Below are 15,833 nucleotides of genomic sequence, written 5' to 3'. Positions count from 1 at the left end.
TCGACTGACACGCCCTCTTCGCGAGCAGGCTCGCTCCCACAGGGAACAATCAATTGCATCACGGGGTGCGGTTACGTCGCGTCTCGATGATGTTCGGCAATTGCGAAATCCGCCCCAGCAGCCGCCCGAGTGCATCCAGACCGGGGATCTCGATGGTCAGCGACATCAGCGCGGTGTTGTCTTCCTTGTTCGAGCGGGTGTTGACCGCCAGCACGTTGATGCGCTCGTTGAGCAGCACCTGCGAGACGTCACGCAGCAGCCCGGAACGGTCGTAGGCGCGAATGATGATGTCCACCGGATAGGTGAGCACCGGCACCGGGCCCCAGCTGACCTGAATGATCCGCTCCGGCTCGCGCCCGCCCAGTTGCAACACCGAGGCGCAGTCCTGACGGTGAATGCTCACGCCACGGCCCTGGGTGATGTAACCGACGATCGCGTCGCCCGGCAGCGGCTGGCAGCAGCCGGCCATCTGCGTCATCAGGTTGCCGACGCCCTGGATCTGGATATCGCCGCGCTTGCCCGGCTTGTAACCGGTAGCCTTGCGCGGGATCAGCTCCAACTGTTCGTTGCCGCGCTCCGGCTCGACCAGTTGCTGCGCGAGGTTGACCAGATGCGCCTGACGCAGGTCGCCGGCCCCAAGGGCGGCGAACATGTCTTCGGCGGTTTTCATGTTGGCCTTTTCGGCCAGTTTGTCGAAATCCACCGCCGGCAGGCCGAGGCGATTGAGTTCGCGCTCGATCAGGGTTTTACCAGCGGCAACGTTCTGATCGCGAGCCTGCAACTTGAACCAGTGAACGATCTTCGCCCGCGCACGCGAGGTGGTCACGTAACCGAGGTTCGGGTTCAGCCAGTCGCGGCTCGGCGTGCCGTGCTTGCTGGTGATGATCTCGACCTGCTCGCCGGTCTGCAGGCTGTAGTTCAGCGGCACGATGCGGCCGTTGATCTTCGCGCCGCGACAGTTGTGGCCGATTTCGGTGTGCACCCGGTAGGCGAAATCCAGCGGCGTCGCGCCTTTCGGCAAGTCGATGGCGTGACCGTCGGGCGTGAAGATGTAGACCCGATCAGGCTCGATGTCGACGCGCAGCTGTTCAGCCAGACCGCCGATGTCACCGAGCTCTTCGTGCCATTCAAGGACCTGACGCAGCCAGGAAATTTTCTCTTCGTAATGGTTTGAACCGGATTTGACGTCGGTGCCCTTGTAGCGCCAGTGCGCGCAGACGCCAAGTTCGGCTTCTTCGTGCATCGAATGAGTGCGGATCTGCACCTCGAGGACCTTGCCCTCCGGGCCGATCACCGCCGTGTGCAGCGAGCGGTAGCCGTTCTCTTTCGGGTTGGCGATGTAGTCGTCGAATTCTTTCGGGATATGCCGCCACAGAGTGTGGACGATGCCGAGCGCGGTGTAGCAGTCGCGCATTTCCGGCACCAGCACGCGCACGGCGCGAACGTCGTAGATCTGGCTGAATTCCAGGCCCTTGCGCTGCATTTTGCGCCATATCGAGTAGATGTGTTTGGCCCGGCCGCTGATGTCGGCGTCGACGCCGGTGGCCTGCAGTTCGTCCTTGAGCTGGGTCATCACGTCGCTGATGAAGCGCTCGCGATCCAGCCGCCGCTCGTGGAGCAACTTGGCGATCTGCTTGTATTGATCAGGTTCGAGATAGCGGAAGGACAAGTCCTCCAGCTCCCATTTGATGTGACCGATGCCGAGACGATGCGCGAGCGGCGCATAGATGTCGAAGACTTCCCGGGCGACGCGGTTGCGCTTTTCATCGTCGGCGGTTTTCACCGCACGAATGGCGCAGGTGCGTTCGGCCAGTTTGATCAGCGCAACGCGCACGTCATCGACCATCGCCACGAGCATCTTGCGCAGGTTTTCGACCTGCCCCTGAGTGCCCATGACCATCGACTGCCGTGGGCTGAGACTGGCGCTGATGGCCGCCATGCGCTGCACGCCGTCGATCAGTTTGGCCACCACCGGGCCGAAGCGCTGGCCGACTGCCGCCAGTTCGATCTGCCCTTCGCGCACGCCGCGATACAACACGGCGGCGACCAGTGAATCCTGATCGAGCTTGAGGTCGGCAAGGATTTCGGCGATCTCAAGGCCAGTGCTGAAACTGCCGGAGCCTTCGGCCCACAGGTTCTTCCTGGCGTTGGACTGTTGTTCGGCCTCGCGAGCGAACTCGCAGGCTTCTTTCAAGGCCTCGCGATCCAGTGCCAGATCGACACTGACCGCGTGATCGAGCCAGGCCTCGAGATTGATACTGCCGTCGGTGTTGATCGGCTGGTGTGCTCTCACCTGTACCATGCTGCTTTACCTTCCCTACGACGCAGATTCAATGCGTCAAATCGCTGATCCTCAGTGTCCGTTCGCGCTCGCGGGGCTCAGGCGAGCGCTGCGCGGACAGATCAGACGGATTCAGACGAGCCGTCCTGGCTCGCTTCAAATAACGCCATGGCCTCGACATGTGCCGTCTGAGGAAACATATCGAGAATCCCGGCACGTTTTAACCGGTAGCCCTGCTTGATCAATTCCTGCGTGTCGCGCGCCAGCGTGGCCGGGTTGCACGACACGTATACCAACCGTCTGGCGCCCAGGGTCGCGAGCTTGCGCACCACCTCGAAAGCACCGTCACGCGGTGGGTCCAAGAGTACCGCAGAAAAGCCGTTTCCGATCCACTGAGCATCGGTCAAAGGCTGGGATAAATCGGCTTGAAAAAACTTTGTGTTATGCAAATTGTTACTGACGGCATTCGCAGCGGCACGCTCGACCATGGTCTGCACGCCCTCTACCGCCACCACTTCACGTACGCGTTTGGCCAGCGGCAGGGCAAAATTGCCCAGCCCGCAGAACAGATCGAGCACGCGCTCGTCAGCCGTCGGCTGCAGCCACTCCAGCGCCTGAGCGATCATCGCTTCGTTGACCCCGGCGTTGACCTGAACAAAATCTCCCGGCCGGTACGCCAGTTCGAGATCCCACTGCTCCAGGCGATAACCGAGGCTCTGACCGGCCTCGACCGGGTGCGGTTCACCTTCGCCATGCAACCACAACTGCGCCTGATGGAACTGGCAGAAATCCTTGAGAATCGTCAGATCCGCTTCGGACAAAGGCGCCATGTGCCGCAGCAACACCGCCAGAGATGAGCCGCTGAACAACTCGACATGGCCCAGCGCCTGGGGCTTGCTCAGGCGCCGCAGCATCTCCGGCAAACGGGTCATGATCGGTTGCAAGGGCTGTACCAGCACCGGGCATTCGCTGATCGCAACGATGTCCTGACTGCCGGCGGCGCGGAAACCCACTTCGAGGTTCTTCGCTTTCATGTCCCAGCGCACGGCGATGCGTGCGCGCCGACGGTAGCCGAATTCCGGGCCGGTCAGCGGCGCTGCCCATTCTTCGGGTTCGACACCGGCAACTCGCGACAATTGCTCGGCGAGCATGCGCTGTTTCAGGGCGAGCTGTTCGGCGTGGGGCAAGTGCTGGACGCTGCAACCGCCACAGCGGCCGAAGTGCGCGCACGCTGCCGGACGACGCAAGTCGCTTGCGGTAAACACACGCTCTGTGCGTGCTTCGACCACTTTGCCGTGGGCGCCAAGCACCCGCGCTTCGACCTCTTCACCGGCAAGGGCGCCGAGGACGAACCAGGTTTTGCCTTCGAAAAACGCGATACCGCGACCGTCATTGGCCAGGCGCTCGATGCTCAAGCGCTGCTTTTTACCGGTCGGGATTTGCGGCGCCTTGCTGCCACCCGTGGGCTGGAAGCGCAGGCCTCTTTCGTGTTTGGCCATCAGTTGGGCGCGTCGAAAATGCCGGTCGACAGGTAACGGTCGCCACGGTCGCAGATGATCGCGACGATCACCGCGTTTTCAACTTCTTTGGACAGGCGCAGCATCGCTGCCACCGCACCGCCCGAGGACACGCCGCAGAAGATACCTTCTTCGCGTGCCAGACGACGAGTGACGTCTTCGGCTTCGCTTTGCGCCATGTCGACGATGCGATCGACGCGGTCAGCCTGATAGATCTTCGGCAGGTATTCCTGCGGCCAGCGGCGGATGCCGGGAATGGCCGAGCCTTCCATCGGTTGCAGGCCGACGATCTGCACGCTGTCGCTCTGCTCTTTGAGGTAGCGCGACACGCCCATGATGGTCCCGGTGGTGCCCATCGAACTGACGAAATGGGTGATGCTGCCCTGGGTCTGACGCCAGATTTCCGGACCGGTGGTGGTGTAGTGCGCTTCGGGGTTGTCGCCGTTGGCGAACTGGTCGAGCACCTTGCCACGGCCTTCGGCTTCCATACGCTGGGCCAGATCGCGGGCGCCTTCCATGCCCTCTTCCTGAGTGACCAGAATCAGCTCGGCGCCGTAAGCGGTCATCGCCGCTTTGCGCTCGGCGCTGGAGTTGTCCGGCATGATCAGGATCATCTTGTAACCCTTGATCGCAGCGGCCATCGCCAGAGCGATACCGGTGTTGCCGGAGGTCGCCTCGATCAACGTATCGCCGGGATTGATCTGCCCGCGCAGCTCGGCACGGGTGATCATCGACAGCGCCGGCCGGTCCTTGACCGAACCCGCCGGGTTGTTCCCTTCGAGCTTGAGCAAAAGGGTGTTGCTGGTGGCGCCGGGCAGGCGCTGCAAACGCACCAGCGGCGTGTTGCCGACGCAATCGGCGATGGTTGGGTACTGCAGGGTCATGGCGTATTCGCAATCCAGACGTGCGGGGGCGCCTATCATACCGGCAAACCCGCGCAGGCCATATCACGCAAAGTGCGGTGCTTATGGTTTATGGGAATAAGGGATCACTGGTCGGGTTTTCCATATGGGCTGTATCCAAGGCGTAAAACTCATGGAGCTTGGCTTGCAGCAACTGTTTATCCGGCAAGCATGTTTGATATTGCGCAATCAATGCGGGCGAAAGACTGCGGTTGAGGGCGTACTCGACAACCTCGTCCTCTTTGCTGGCACAGAGCAACACACCGATCGCCGGATTTTCGTGGGGCTTGCGGACATTGCGATCCAGCGCCTCCAGATAGAAATCCAGCTTGCCCAGATACTCTGGCTCGAAACGCCCGACCTTGAGTTCAATCGCGACCAGGCAATTGAGCCCCCGGTGGAAGAACAGAAGATCCAGAGCGAAATCCCGGCCGCCGACTTGCAGCGGATATTCGGAGCCGACAAAGCAGAAGTCCCGACCCAACTCGATTAGGAAGTCTTTCAGCCTCGTCAGGAGCCCTTGGTGCAGATCGCTTTCAGAATGAGCAGAAGGCAGGTCGAGAAATTCGACCATGTAGGAATCGCGGAATATCTCAAGCGCTGCCGGGTGCGTTTGTTTGAGCGCGGCGGAGGCTTTCGCTGGATCGGCGAGGGTTCGCTCGAACAGAGCGGCTTTAAGTTGCCGCTCCAGTTCGCGCTTTGACCATTTTTCCTGAACGGCCATTCGCAGGTAGAAAGCCCGCTCCTCAGGGCATTTGCTCTGACTCAAAATGATCATGTTATGAGTCCACGGCAATTGTCTCACCAGTGGTGAGACAATTGCTTCGTTTCGATAAGTCTCATAAAACTGGCGCATGCGGAACAGATTGGGTCGAGTGAATCCACGCAGGCCTGGCTGGGTCTGAGCGAGATGCGCAGCCAGTTGAGCGATGACCGAATCCCCCCACTCCGCCCGCTCAATCTTGCGACTGATATGCGCGCCCACCTGCCAGTAAAGCTCGATCAGGTGAGTATTGACCGCTTGCATGGCCTTGTGTCTGGAACTGTGAATCAGCGCGAGCACTTCATTGAAACGATCGCCATCTGAGCTGCCGGTAAGGCTGGATGCATTCATGCGCAATTCCTTGAAGGTTTGGTGAAGCACGAGCCTAAACCGTTCAGGAAGCTTGAAATGACCGCTGGTGCAGCTTGGGAAATGTCATACAGAAAAAGACGAGCGCTCCGGCAAGTCAGTGGGATTGGGAGCGCGAATGGACTACATCGCGAGCAGGCTCACTCCTACAAGGGGATTTATGTTGTTCAAATAATCTGCGGCGTACGCAATTCCACTGTAGGAGTGAGCCTGCTCGCGATAGCGTCATTCGGCGCAACACCATCATCCGCCAACAAGCGCAAATTCAACCGCAACCCAGCCCCTGCATTTTCCGCCCAGAGCAACCCGCCCTGGCGCTGCACCGCGTTACGCGCAATGCTCAACCCCAGCCCAAACCCGCCATCCCCGGGCCGCGATCCGTCCAGGCGAATGAACGGCGAAAAGATCCGCTGCAGATCCTCTTCAGCCACGCCGCCGCCCTGATCCTCCAGCCACAAGTGCCAATACTCACCATCACGCCGGCCATCCAGCCGCACAATCCCGCCCTCAGGCGAGTGACGAATCGCGTTGCGCAAAATGTTTTCCAGCGCTTGCGCGAGGGTATTGAGGTTGCCGCGCACCCAGCACGATGCTTCGACCGAGCATTGCAGTTGCAGACTCGGCCAGCCGCTTTCATAACAGGCGTTGTCGGTGAGCATTTCCCACAGTGCCTGAATCTGGATCGCTTCATCCGGCAATGGCGAGCGGTCGGTGTCGAGCCAGGCCAGTTGCAGGGTGTCTTCGACCAGGCGTTGCATGCCGTCCACCTCGCGGCCGATGCGTTCGCGCAGTTGCGGCAGGCCCTGTTCGCTTTCGCTGGCCACGCGCAAGCGGCTCAGCGGCGTGCGCAACTCATGCGACAGGTCGCGCAACAATTGCTGTTGCAGGGCGACGGTGGTTTGCAGGCGTTCGGACATGGAATCGAAGGCCCGCGCCAGCTCACCGAGTTCATCCGGGCGCTGGGTGATGCCGCTCGACAGGCGCACATTCAGTTGGTCGGCGCGCCAGGCGTTGGCCTGTTCGCGCAGGTTGTTCAGCGGCACCACCAGCAGGCGATACAGGCCGACACAGAGCAACAGGGTGAACAGTCCGGGAATCACGCCGTTGGTGATCACGCGCCAGAACACCCGGTACTTGCCCGGGACAAAGCGCTCGGGCAATTCGATGACCAGAATGCCGGCCGCCGGATCCTGGGGAAACGGTACCCGCAGCCACGGCCGGCCCTTCTTGTGGATCGGCCAGTCGAGGCCACGCAGAAAGGTCAGGTGCTGCACTTCTGCCGCGTTCAGCGGGCGGCTGCTCAGCGATTGCAGGTCCGCGCCAATCACCCCGACCCAACTGGCCTCGCGCAACTCCATGCTTCGCAACCAGTCATCGACACCATCGCGCCCGCCGCGCTGCCACGCCTGTTCGGCTTGTGCGGCATACCGGCTGAGAGTGTTGCGCGCTTCACTGGAAAGGAACTGATTGCGTTCCTCCATGTAGCGCCCCCACGACCAGCTCAGCCAGATCATCAACAGACAGAACGCTACCAACAGGCACGCCAGTTTCCAGAACAGCGAATGCCGCCCTGGCAGCTCAGACAGTTTCATCGGCACCGCTCAAGACATAGCCTTTGCCCCACACCGTGCGCACTTCGCGTTCGGTGTAACCGATGGCTTTGAGTTTGCGGCGGATCTGGCTGATGTGCATATCGAGGCTGCGGTCGTGGGCAGCAAAACCGCGTTGCAGGACGTGCTGATAAAGGAAGGCTTTGCTCAGCACTTCTTCGTGGTTGCGGTGCAGGGTTTCCAGCAAACGGAATTCGGTGCGGGTCAGCCCGGCCGCTTGCTCGCGGAAGAACACGTCGCACTGTTGGTCATCGAAACGCAGGGTGCCTCCGACCTGAGCAGCGGCCACCGCAGGTGGGCGCCGATCCAGTGCGACTCGCCGCAGGATCGCTTCGATGCGCACATGCAACTCGGCCATGCTGAACGGCTTGGGCAGGTAATCATCGGCACCGAGACGGAAGCCGCTGATGCGATCGGCCTCGGCGCCCAGCGCCGACATCAGCAACACCGGCGTCGAGTGGCTCTGGCGCAGTTGCGTCAACAGTTTCAGGCCATCGAGCCCGGGCAGCAGAATGTCCATCAGCACCACGTCGAAAGGCTGGCGCTGCGCAATATTGAGACCTTCCTGGCCGTTCTGGCACCAGGTCACCTGAAAACCGCTGCGGCCCAGATGCTCGTGCACATAGGCGCCGAGAACCGGATCGTCTTCAATGGAAAGGATGCGTGGCTGGCCAGCGGAAACAGGAGTCATGAGTATCTGCAAGTAATTCTCAGTTGGCGGATTATTCAAGATTGTCCGACAGCGGGCAACACAAGCTTGGCCTGTCGGACGAACGCGTGCTTGGGCGCGCTGTGCATTTTCCGCAAGATTGCCCGCCAGCAAATCGCTACACTGCGCCCATGTCGCGTGCTGGATGCACGCATGTGTCAACAGATCAGCGGGATGCGGGAGATAGGCGTGCTCAAGAAACTGGGAATCAAAGGTCGCGTGCTGTTGCTGACCTTGTTGCCGACCAGCCTGATGGCGCTGGTGCTGGGTGGCTATTTCACCTGGACGCAGCAGACCGACCTGCAGAGCCAATTGATGCAGCGCGGCGAAATGATCGCCGAGCAACTGGCGCCGCTGGTCGCGCCGGCGATGGGCCACGGCGATGCCGATCTGCTCGAGCGCATCGCCACCCAGTCCCTTGAACAACCCGACGTGCGCGCGGTGACCTTCCTCGCGGCGGACCGCTCGCCACTGGCCCACGCCGGCCCGACCATGCTCAATCAGGCGCCCAGCGGCGACAGCGCATTGTTGCAACGGCGCAGCGGCAACGACGCGACGCGCTACCTGATGCCGGTGTTCGGCAAGCACCGCAACCTCGCCGGTGAAATCATTCCCGAGGAGTCCGAGCGGTTGCTCGGCTGGGTCGAACTGGAGCTGTCGCACAACGGCATGCTGCTGCGCGGTTATCGCAGCCTGTTCGCCAGCCTGCTGCTGATCGCCGCCGGACTTGCCGGCGCCGCCCTCCTCGCGTTGCGCATGGGCCGCACCATCAACCGTCCGCTGAGCCAGATCAAACAGGCTGTCGCGCAGCTCAAGGACGGGCATCTGGAAACCCGTTTGCCGCCCCTCGGCAGTCAGGAACTGGACGAACTGGCCTCCGGCATCAACCGCATGGCCGGCACCCTGCAGAACGCTCGTGAAGAGTTGCAGCACAGCGTCGATCAGGCCACCGAAGACGTCCGGCAGAACCTGGAAACCATCGAAATCCAGAACATCGAACTGGACCTGGCACGCAAAGAAGCGCTGGAGGCCAGCCGGATCAAATCCGAATTCCTTGCCAACATGAGCCACGAAATCCGCACCCCGCTCAACGGCATTCTCGGCTTCACTCACCTGTTGCAGAAAAGCGAACTGACCCCGCGCCAGCTCGACTATCTCGGCACCATCGAAAAGTCTGCCGACAGTCTGCTGGGGATCATCAACGAGATTCTCGATTTCTCGAAGATCGAGGCCGGCAAACTGGTGCTCGATCACATTCCGTTCAATCTGCGTGATCTGTTGCAGGACACCCTGACCATTCTCGCCCCGGCAGCGCATGCCAAGCAGCTGGAGCTGGTGAGTCTGGTCTATCGCGACACGCCGCTGTCGCTGGTCGGCGATCCGCTGCGCCTCAAGCAGATCCTCACCAACCTGGTGAGCAATGCGATCAAGTTCACCCGCGAAGGCACCATCGTTGCCCGGGCGATGCTCGAAGACGAGCACGAAGACAGCGTGCAATTGCGTATCAGCATTCAGGACACCGGCATCGGTTTGTCGAGCCAGGATGTGCGCGCGCTGTTCCAGGCCTTCAGTCAGGCCGACAACTCGCTGTCCCGCCAGCCCGGCGGCACCGGTCTGGGGCTGGTGATTTCCAAGCGCCTGATCGAGCAGATGGGCGGCGAGATCGGCGTCGACAGCACCCCGGGCGAAGGCTCGGAATTCTGGATCAGCCTGAGCCTGCCGAAGACTCGCGACGACGCCGAAGACCTGCCCGCCGCGCCATTGCTCGGGCGCCGCGTGGCGGTACTGGAAAATCACGAACTGGCGCGTCAGGCCTTGCAGCATCAACTGGAAGACTGCGGCCTCGACGTCACGCCGTTCAATACTCTGGAAAGCCTGAGCAATGGCGTCACCGGCGCACATCAGACCGATCAGGCGATCGATCTGGCGGTCATCGGCATCACCAGCAACGACATGCTCCCGGAGCGTTTGAACCAGCACATCTGGGACCTCGAACACTTGGGCTGCAAGGTGCTGGTGCTGTGCCCGACCACCGAGCAGACGCTGTTCCATCTGTCGGTGCCCAACCCGCACAGCCAGCTTCAAGCCAAACCGGCGTGCACGCGCAAGTTGCGCCGGGCGCTGGCCGATCTGGTCAATCCGCGCCAGATCCGCAGCGAACCGGGCGAGCCGCTGTCGAGTCGTGCGCCGCGCGTGCTGTGCGTAGACGACAATCCGGCCAATCTGTTGCTGGTGCAAACCCTGCTCGAAGATATGGGCGCCCGCGTGCTCGCCGTGGAAAGCGGCTACGCGGCAGTCAAAGCTGTCCAGAGCGAATCCTTCGATCTGGTGCTGATGGACGTGCAGATGCCGGGCATGGACGGTCGCCAGACCACCGAAACCATTCGCCAATGGGAAAGCGAACGGCATTGCACACCGCTGCCGATCGTCGCCCTCACCGCCCACGCCATGGCCAACGAAAAACGCGCGCTGCTGCAAAGCGGCATGGACGACTACCTGACCAAACCGATCAGCGAGCGGCAACTGGCGCAGGTGGTGTTGAAGTGGACCGGACTGGCCCTGCGCAATCAGGCGCCGGATCGTAGCGGCGACAGCGCGGCGAGTCAGCAGGAACTGCCGGTACTCGATCACGAAGAAGGCTTGCGTCTGGCGGCCGGCAAGGCGGATCTGGCGGCGGACATGCTCGCCATGCTGCTGGCCTCGCTGGAAGCCGACCGCGAAGCGATTCGCGCGGCGCGGGACAGCCACGACCAGAATGCCTTGCTCGAACGCGTGCACCGCCTGCACGGCGCCACCCGTTATTGCGGGGTGCCACAACTGCGCGCCGCCTGCCAGCGCAGCGAAACCCTGCTCAAGCAGGAAGATCCGAAAGCCGCTGCCGCGCTGGACGAACTGGAACGCTCGATCAACCGACTCGCGGCGCAGGCGCGCATCAGCGCCTGATCCACGGCAAGGCACGGTGCGCGCAAAGCGCTACAGTTGTCGCGGGCGATTGCCGCCCGCGTCGATGTTCCAGGAGGATTCATGCGCACGATCTTTTTCAGCAGCCAGACCTACGACCGCGACAGCTTCCTCGGCGCCGACTGCCCGGCCGGGCTCGAACTGCACTTTCAAGCGGCGCGACTGAGCGTAGATACGGCGGCTTTGGCCGAGCAGCACGAAGTGGTCTGCGCGTTCATCAATGACGACCTCAGCGCCCCGGTGCTGGAACGTCTCGCGGCTGGTGGCACGCGACTGATCGCCCTGCGTTCCGCCGGTTACAACCATGTCGACCTGCCCGCAGCGAAGCGCCTCGGCCTGGCCGTCGTGCGTGTGCCGGCCTACTCGCCGCACGCCGTGGCCGAACATGCCGTCGCGCTGATCCTCGCCCTCAATCGTCGCCTGCACCGCGCCTACAACCGCACCCGCGAAGGTGATTTCAGCCTGCATGGCCTGAGCGGTTTCGATCTGGTCGGCAAAACTGTCGGCATCGTCGGCACCGGGCAGATTGGCGCAACCTTCGCGAAAATCATGCACGGCTTCGGCTGTGAACTGCTGGCCTGCGACCCGTATCCCAATCCCGAGGTACTGGCCTTGGGCGCGCGTTATCTGAGCCTGCCGGAGTTGCTCGCGCAGTCGCGGATCATCAGCCTGCATTGCCCGCTCAACGAGCAGAGCAAACACCTGATCAATCGCCAGTCACTGGCACACATGCAGGCGGGGGCGATGTTGATCAACACCGGGCGCGGTGGTCTGGTGGACACCCCGGCGCTGATCGACGCGCTGAAGGACGGTCAACTCGGGTATCTGGGGCTGGATGTTTACGAGGAAGAGGCGCAGCTGTTTTTCGAGGATCGCTCCGACCTGCCGTTGCAGGACGATGTGCTGGCACGCCTGCTGACGTTTCCCAACGTGATCATCACGGCGCATCAGGCCTTTCTGACCCGCGAGGCGCTGGGCGCGATTGCCGCCACCACCCTGGATAACATCGCGACCTGGGCGGCAGGTGCGCCGCAGAACCAGGTCGAGGGTTGAACCGTTTTACTTGGGCAGCGAAGACGCCAGGATCAGCAAGCCCAGCCAACCGAAACCGAGCAGGCGCTGCTTGCTCGAATGGCCGCTGCGCAGCAGGAACCAGACGAAGAACGCCGGCAACAGAAACACCATGATTTTCAGCCAGCCTTCCACCGGGCGGCTGCCATCGGCGTTGAGCGGTTGTTGTGCCTGGCGAGCCTGTTCTGCCGCCTGCTGACGACGACGGCGCCCTGCTGCTGCGGGCATCACTTTCGGTAACGGCTCGGCCACTGGCGGTACAACCGCTTCGGGCACAGCCTTGTTGCGTGGCAGGCTGCCGAAGGAAATCGTCGAGGTCTGCGCCGATGTCGCAATGGACTGCGCCTGCATGGCGGCGTGCTCGGCCATCGGGGCGCCGCAGTGAATGCACACCAGCGCTTCGGAACTGATGCTCCGCTTGCATTCATAACATTCGATCAGCGCCATGTTCCGTTCCTTCAGATTCGGGGGCCGGCAGTTTGCCATGACTGTCGGCCTATTTGAACCGGATCGAAGGTCGCACGCGTGCATCATTCTGCAATCGAGCCCGTGCTAGCATGTCGCGCATATTTGGAGGACCCATGGTCGAACACGATTTCCGCTACACCCTGATGAACCCGCAACACACCCTCACCGAATGCCGCGCCCTCGTTCCGGGCCGCTATCAAGTGACTGGCAACGGTGGCTCGATCCGCATCGGCGATGCCCTGTTGGTCACCCTCAAAGGCAGCAAGGACTTGTCCATGCGCCTGACCGTCGACACGGTCCGCCACCTGATCAACCCGCCGGGCCAATGGACCGCAATGACCACAGGCCCGGTGTTCGGCGAACTGGCCATTCACACCTGGCAGGTCAATTGCGACAGCTGTGCGAAAGAGCTGAGCTTTGAATTCGCCGTGGACGCCAAACTCGGCAAAACCGCAGAAAAACCGGCTGCCACCGCACGCATCGCCGAGCTGGGCTGGAAAGCCGTTGGCGAAAAGCACCTGTGCCCGAAATGCCAGGAGCCTGCGTGATGAAACGGCTCGTCCTGACCGCGCTGATCGGTGTCGGCCTGGCCGGTTGCGCCGCAGAGCCGGTGCAACTGCAACACAACCGCAGCTATATTCTGGAATGGATCGGCGAGCGGCCGCTGATGGATTACAGCCATCTGACGGTAACCCTCGGCGATGACGGCCGCGCCTATGGCAATGGCGGCTGCAACCATTGGTTCGCGCCCTATACGCAGGACGGCGACAAGCTGACCTTCGGCAAGATCGGCAAGACCCGCAAGCTCTGCGCCCCGGCGCTGATGGAGCAGGAACAGCGATTCCTGCAGGCGCTGGAAAAGGTCGAGCGCTGGGACATTTCGCCGATCGAGCAGATACGCTTCTGGCCGGCTGAAGGCAAACCGTTGCGCTGGTGGCTGGAAGAGGGCTGATCGCTTGGACCGCCAAACCCCTCACCCTAGCCCTCTCCCAGAGGTAGAGGGTACTGATTGGGGGATATTCGAGAGATACGCCGACTTGAAAGTTCTTCGCTGAATCCCTGATGTACTGGCCCCTCTCTAGCGGATGCATAATCGACTCGGTGTCTCAGGTCGATGTATGCGGTCGGCCCCCTCTCCCTCGGGGAGAGGGCTGGGGTGAGGGGCTTCTGGCGGTTTACTTCGTAGCCTGCAACGCCTCCAGCTTCGCCATCACCCCCGCCGCTGTCTGCTCACCGAGCAACTGTTCACGCACCTTGCCCTTGTCATCGATGATGAAGGTCACCGGCAGCGCCTCACTGCGCGGCAGGTCGAACAGCTCTGCCGGATCCTGCGCCAGCACGGTGAACTTGATGCCCAGTTTCTCGCTGGCTTCTTTCAGCTCCGCGCCCTGCACATTGTCGAAATTGACTCCGAACACACCGACGTTCCTGCCTTTGAGTTCGTCAGCCAAATGATTCAGTTCAGGAATCTCCGTACGGCACGGGCCACACCATTCGGCCCAGTAGTTAAGCACCACCCATTGTTTGTCCAGACGTTCGGACGCAACCTTCTGGCCGTTCTGGTCGATCCCGTAATCATTGCCGCAGCCCCCCAGCATCAACGCCCCGATAATGGTCAATGCCGCTGCCAATCGCCGTGTCATGTCGTGTTCCTTGTGAAAATTCGAAAGCGCCTGCGACCCATCGCCTCTGACGGTTCTGGATTGCGCGCCGCACAGTTAGAATAGCCGCCACTTTACGCCAGAAGCGACCCGCCATGACCGATCTGACGCTTTATCACAATCCGCGCTGCTCGAAATCCCGCGCCGCGCTGGAACTGCTCGAAGCCCGCGGCTTGCAGCCGACTATCGTGCGCTACCTGGAAACGCCGCTGAACGCCGCGCAAGTCAAGGCCCTGCTCGGCAAGCTCGGGATCAGCGCGCGGCAACTGCTGCGCAGCGGCGAAGAGGAATACAAAACCCTGAACCTGGCGGACGCCAGTCTCAGCGAGCAGCATTTGATCGACGCCATCGCTGCGCACCCGAAACTGATGGAGCGGCCGATTCTCGAAGCCGGCAACAAAGCCGTCATCGGTCGCCCACCGGAGAACGTGTTGGAGTTGTTGCCATGAGCGCGCCGTACATTCTGGTGCTCTATTACAGCCGCAGCGGTTCGACCAACGAGATGGCCCGGCAGATCGCCCGGGGTGTCGAGCAGGCTGGAATGGAAGCGCGTCTGCGCACGGTCCCGGCTATCTCCACCGAATGCGAAGCGGTGGCCGCGGACATTCCCGATGAAGGCGCGCTCTACGCCAGCATCGACGATCTGAAGAACTGCGCCGGTCTCGCACTGGGCAGTCCGACGCGTTTCGGCAATATGGCCGCGCCGCTCAAATATTTTCTGGACGGCACCAGCAACCTCTGGCTGACCGGCGCGCTGGTCGGCAAACCGGCCGGCGTGTTCACCTCCACCGCCAGCCTGCACGGCGGCCAGGAAACCACGCTGCTGTCGATGATGCTGCCGCTGTTGCACCACGGCATGTTGATCACCGGCCTGCCGTACAGCGAATCGGCCCTGCTCGAAACCGAAGGTGGCGGCACGCCCTACGGGGCCAGCCATCACGCCGGTGCCGACGGCAAGAACGGTCTCGATCAGCACGAAGTAGCGCTGTGCCGCGCACTCGGTCTGCGTCTGGCGAAAACCGCGCAAAAACTGGTGGGCTGATGGCGAAGAAGCCGAAAGTCCTGCCCTCGGTGGCGTGGCTTGAGCCACGGGTCAAGGCGATGCGCGTGCTCAGCCTGCTGAGCTTTTTCGCCCTCGCCGGGTTGCTCGCCGCCTATTACCTGCTGTTCGCCGACCTGCACGGCGCACGGCCGTGGGTGATTCTGCTGGTCGAGCTGATCCCGTGGCTGGTGCTCGCCCCGGCGATGATCATGGGCAGCGCCCGTGGACATTCGTGGATGTGTTTTGTAGTGAACCTGTATTTCATCAAAGGCGCACTGGCCGCATACGATCCCAACCGGCACGTGTTCGGTCTGCTGGAAATGGCCGCGAGCCTGGCAGTGTTCTGTTCGGCGCTGCTGTATGTGCGCTGGCGCTATCAGCTGAACCGCAAGCTGGCTGGCGAAGGCGAAGTCTCCGTCGCCTGACAAATAGCTATCGCGAGCAGGCTCGCTCTCACAGGGGATTTGTGTACGCCACAG

General features: G+C 61.9%; 15 protein-coding genes. 7 read left to right on the top strand and 8 right to left on the bottom strand.

Annotated elements, in window-relative coordinates; all coding sequences use genetic code 11:
- Positions 1 to 58: 58 nt before the first annotated feature.
- From relA to DCO47_RS19760, 6 genes are all read right to left on the bottom strand, one after another.
- On the bottom strand, positions 59 to 2,302 hold the full coding sequence (relA, locus tag DCO47_RS19785) for a GTP diphosphokinase (RefSeq protein WP_064364824.1): 2,244 nt from the start codon (positions 2,300 to 2,302) through the stop codon (positions 59 to 61).
- A 101-nt stretch (positions 2,303 to 2,403) separates the two neighbouring features.
- Entirely contained in the window at positions 2,404 to 3,780 is a 1,377-nt protein-coding gene (gene rlmD, locus DCO47_RS19780; protein WP_064364826.1) for a 23S rRNA (uracil(1939)-C(5))-methyltransferase RlmD, read from the bottom strand.
- On the bottom strand, positions 3,780 to 4,682 hold the full coding sequence (gene cysM / locus DCO47_RS19775) for a cysteine synthase CysM (protein WP_039757833.1): 903 nt from the start codon (positions 4,680 to 4,682) through the stop codon (positions 3,780 to 3,782). Before cysM ends, rlmD begins: the two co-directional genes overlap by 1 nt.
- Positions 4,683 to 4,770: 88 nt before the next feature.
- Positions 4,771 to 5,814: a YhcG family protein gene (locus DCO47_RS19770; RefSeq protein ID WP_064364828.1), complete on the bottom strand. Its 1,044-nt coding sequence runs from the start codon at positions 5,812 to 5,814 to the stop codon at positions 4,771 to 4,773.
- Positions 5,815 to 5,999: 185 nt separating this feature from the next.
- Positions 6,000 to 7,424 (bottom strand): sensor histidine kinase, encoded by a 1,425-nt coding sequence (locus tag DCO47_RS19765; RefSeq protein WP_065616798.1) that lies wholly within the window; start codon positions 7,422 to 7,424, stop codon positions 6,000 to 6,002.
- A complete protein-coding gene (locus DCO47_RS19760) occupies positions 7,411 to 8,133 on the bottom strand; it encodes a response regulator transcription factor (RefSeq protein WP_116658735.1) in 723 nt (240 codons plus the stop codon). Before DCO47_RS19760 ends, DCO47_RS19765 begins: the two co-directional genes overlap by 14 nt.
- Positions 8,134 to 8,340: 207 nt before the next feature.
- On the opposite strand from DCO47_RS19760, the gene DCO47_RS19755 reads away from it, so the two are divergent.
- Complete coding sequence (locus tag DCO47_RS19755; protein WP_116658736.1) at positions 8,341 to 11,094, top strand: response regulator; 2,754 nt, start codon at positions 8,341 to 8,343, stop codon at positions 11,092 to 11,094.
- Between the two features lie 81 nt (positions 11,095 to 11,175).
- A complete protein-coding gene (locus tag DCO47_RS19750) occupies positions 11,176 to 12,165 on the top strand; it encodes a 2-hydroxyacid dehydrogenase (protein WP_042607167.1) in 990 nt (329 codons plus the stop codon).
- A gap of 6 nt (positions 12,166 to 12,171) precedes the next feature.
- On the opposite strand, the gene DCO47_RS19745 is transcribed toward DCO47_RS19750, so the two are convergent.
- The gene (locus DCO47_RS19745; RefSeq protein WP_065616796.1) at positions 12,172 to 12,630 is read right to left on the bottom strand and encodes a hypothetical protein; all 459 of its coding nucleotides are present in this window, start codon (positions 12,628 to 12,630) and stop codon (positions 12,172 to 12,174) included.
- A gap of 134 nt (positions 12,631 to 12,764) precedes the next feature.
- Here DCO47_RS19745 and DCO47_RS19740 point away from each other — a divergent pair, with 134 nt between their 5' ends.
- A complete protein-coding gene (locus DCO47_RS19740) occupies positions 12,765 to 13,199 on the top strand; it encodes a hypothetical protein (protein WP_116658734.1) in 435 nt (144 codons plus the stop codon).
- Positions 13,199 to 13,603: an META domain-containing protein gene (locus DCO47_RS19735; protein ID WP_042607169.1), complete on the top strand. Its 405-nt coding sequence runs from the start codon at positions 13,199 to 13,201 to the stop codon at positions 13,601 to 13,603. Before DCO47_RS19740 ends, DCO47_RS19735 begins: the two co-directional genes overlap by 1 nt.
- 223 nt (positions 13,604 to 13,826) lie before the next feature.
- On the opposite strand, the gene DCO47_RS19730 is transcribed toward DCO47_RS19735, so the two are convergent.
- A complete protein-coding gene (locus DCO47_RS19730) occupies positions 13,827 to 14,294 on the bottom strand; it encodes a TlpA disulfide reductase family protein (RefSeq protein WP_042607170.1) in 468 nt (155 codons plus the stop codon).
- 113 nt (positions 14,295 to 14,407) lie between these two features.
- On the opposite strand from DCO47_RS19730, the gene arsC reads away from it, so the two are divergent.
- From arsC to DCO47_RS19715, 3 genes are read left to right on the top strand one after another with little or no spacing between them, the layout of a single operon-like run.
- Positions 14,408 to 14,761 (top strand): arsenate reductase (glutaredoxin), encoded by a 354-nt coding sequence (gene arsC, locus DCO47_RS19725; RefSeq protein ID WP_042607171.1) that lies wholly within the window; start codon positions 14,408 to 14,410, stop codon positions 14,759 to 14,761.
- On the top strand, positions 14,758 to 15,354 hold the full coding sequence (gene wrbA / locus DCO47_RS19720) for an NAD(P)H:quinone oxidoreductase (RefSeq protein WP_116658733.1): 597 nt from the start codon (positions 14,758 to 14,760) through the stop codon (positions 15,352 to 15,354). Before arsC ends, wrbA begins: the two co-directional genes overlap by 4 nt.
- A complete protein-coding gene (locus DCO47_RS19715) occupies positions 15,354 to 15,779 on the top strand; it encodes a DUF2069 domain-containing protein (RefSeq protein ID WP_042607173.1) in 426 nt (141 codons plus the stop codon). The genes wrbA and DCO47_RS19715 overlap by 1 nt, the downstream gene beginning before the upstream one ends.
- The last annotated feature ends 54 nt before the right edge of the window (positions 15,780 to 15,833 follow it).

The sequence above is a fragment of the Pseudomonas sp. NDM genome (assembly GCF_003105095.1).
Taxonomy (GTDB): Bacteria; Pseudomonadota; Gammaproteobacteria; order Pseudomonadales; family Pseudomonadaceae; genus Aquipseudomonas; species Aquipseudomonas moraviensis_A.
The sequence above is the reverse complement of the archived record's forward strand: the minus strand, read 5'-3'. Positions and strand labels throughout refer to the sequence as shown.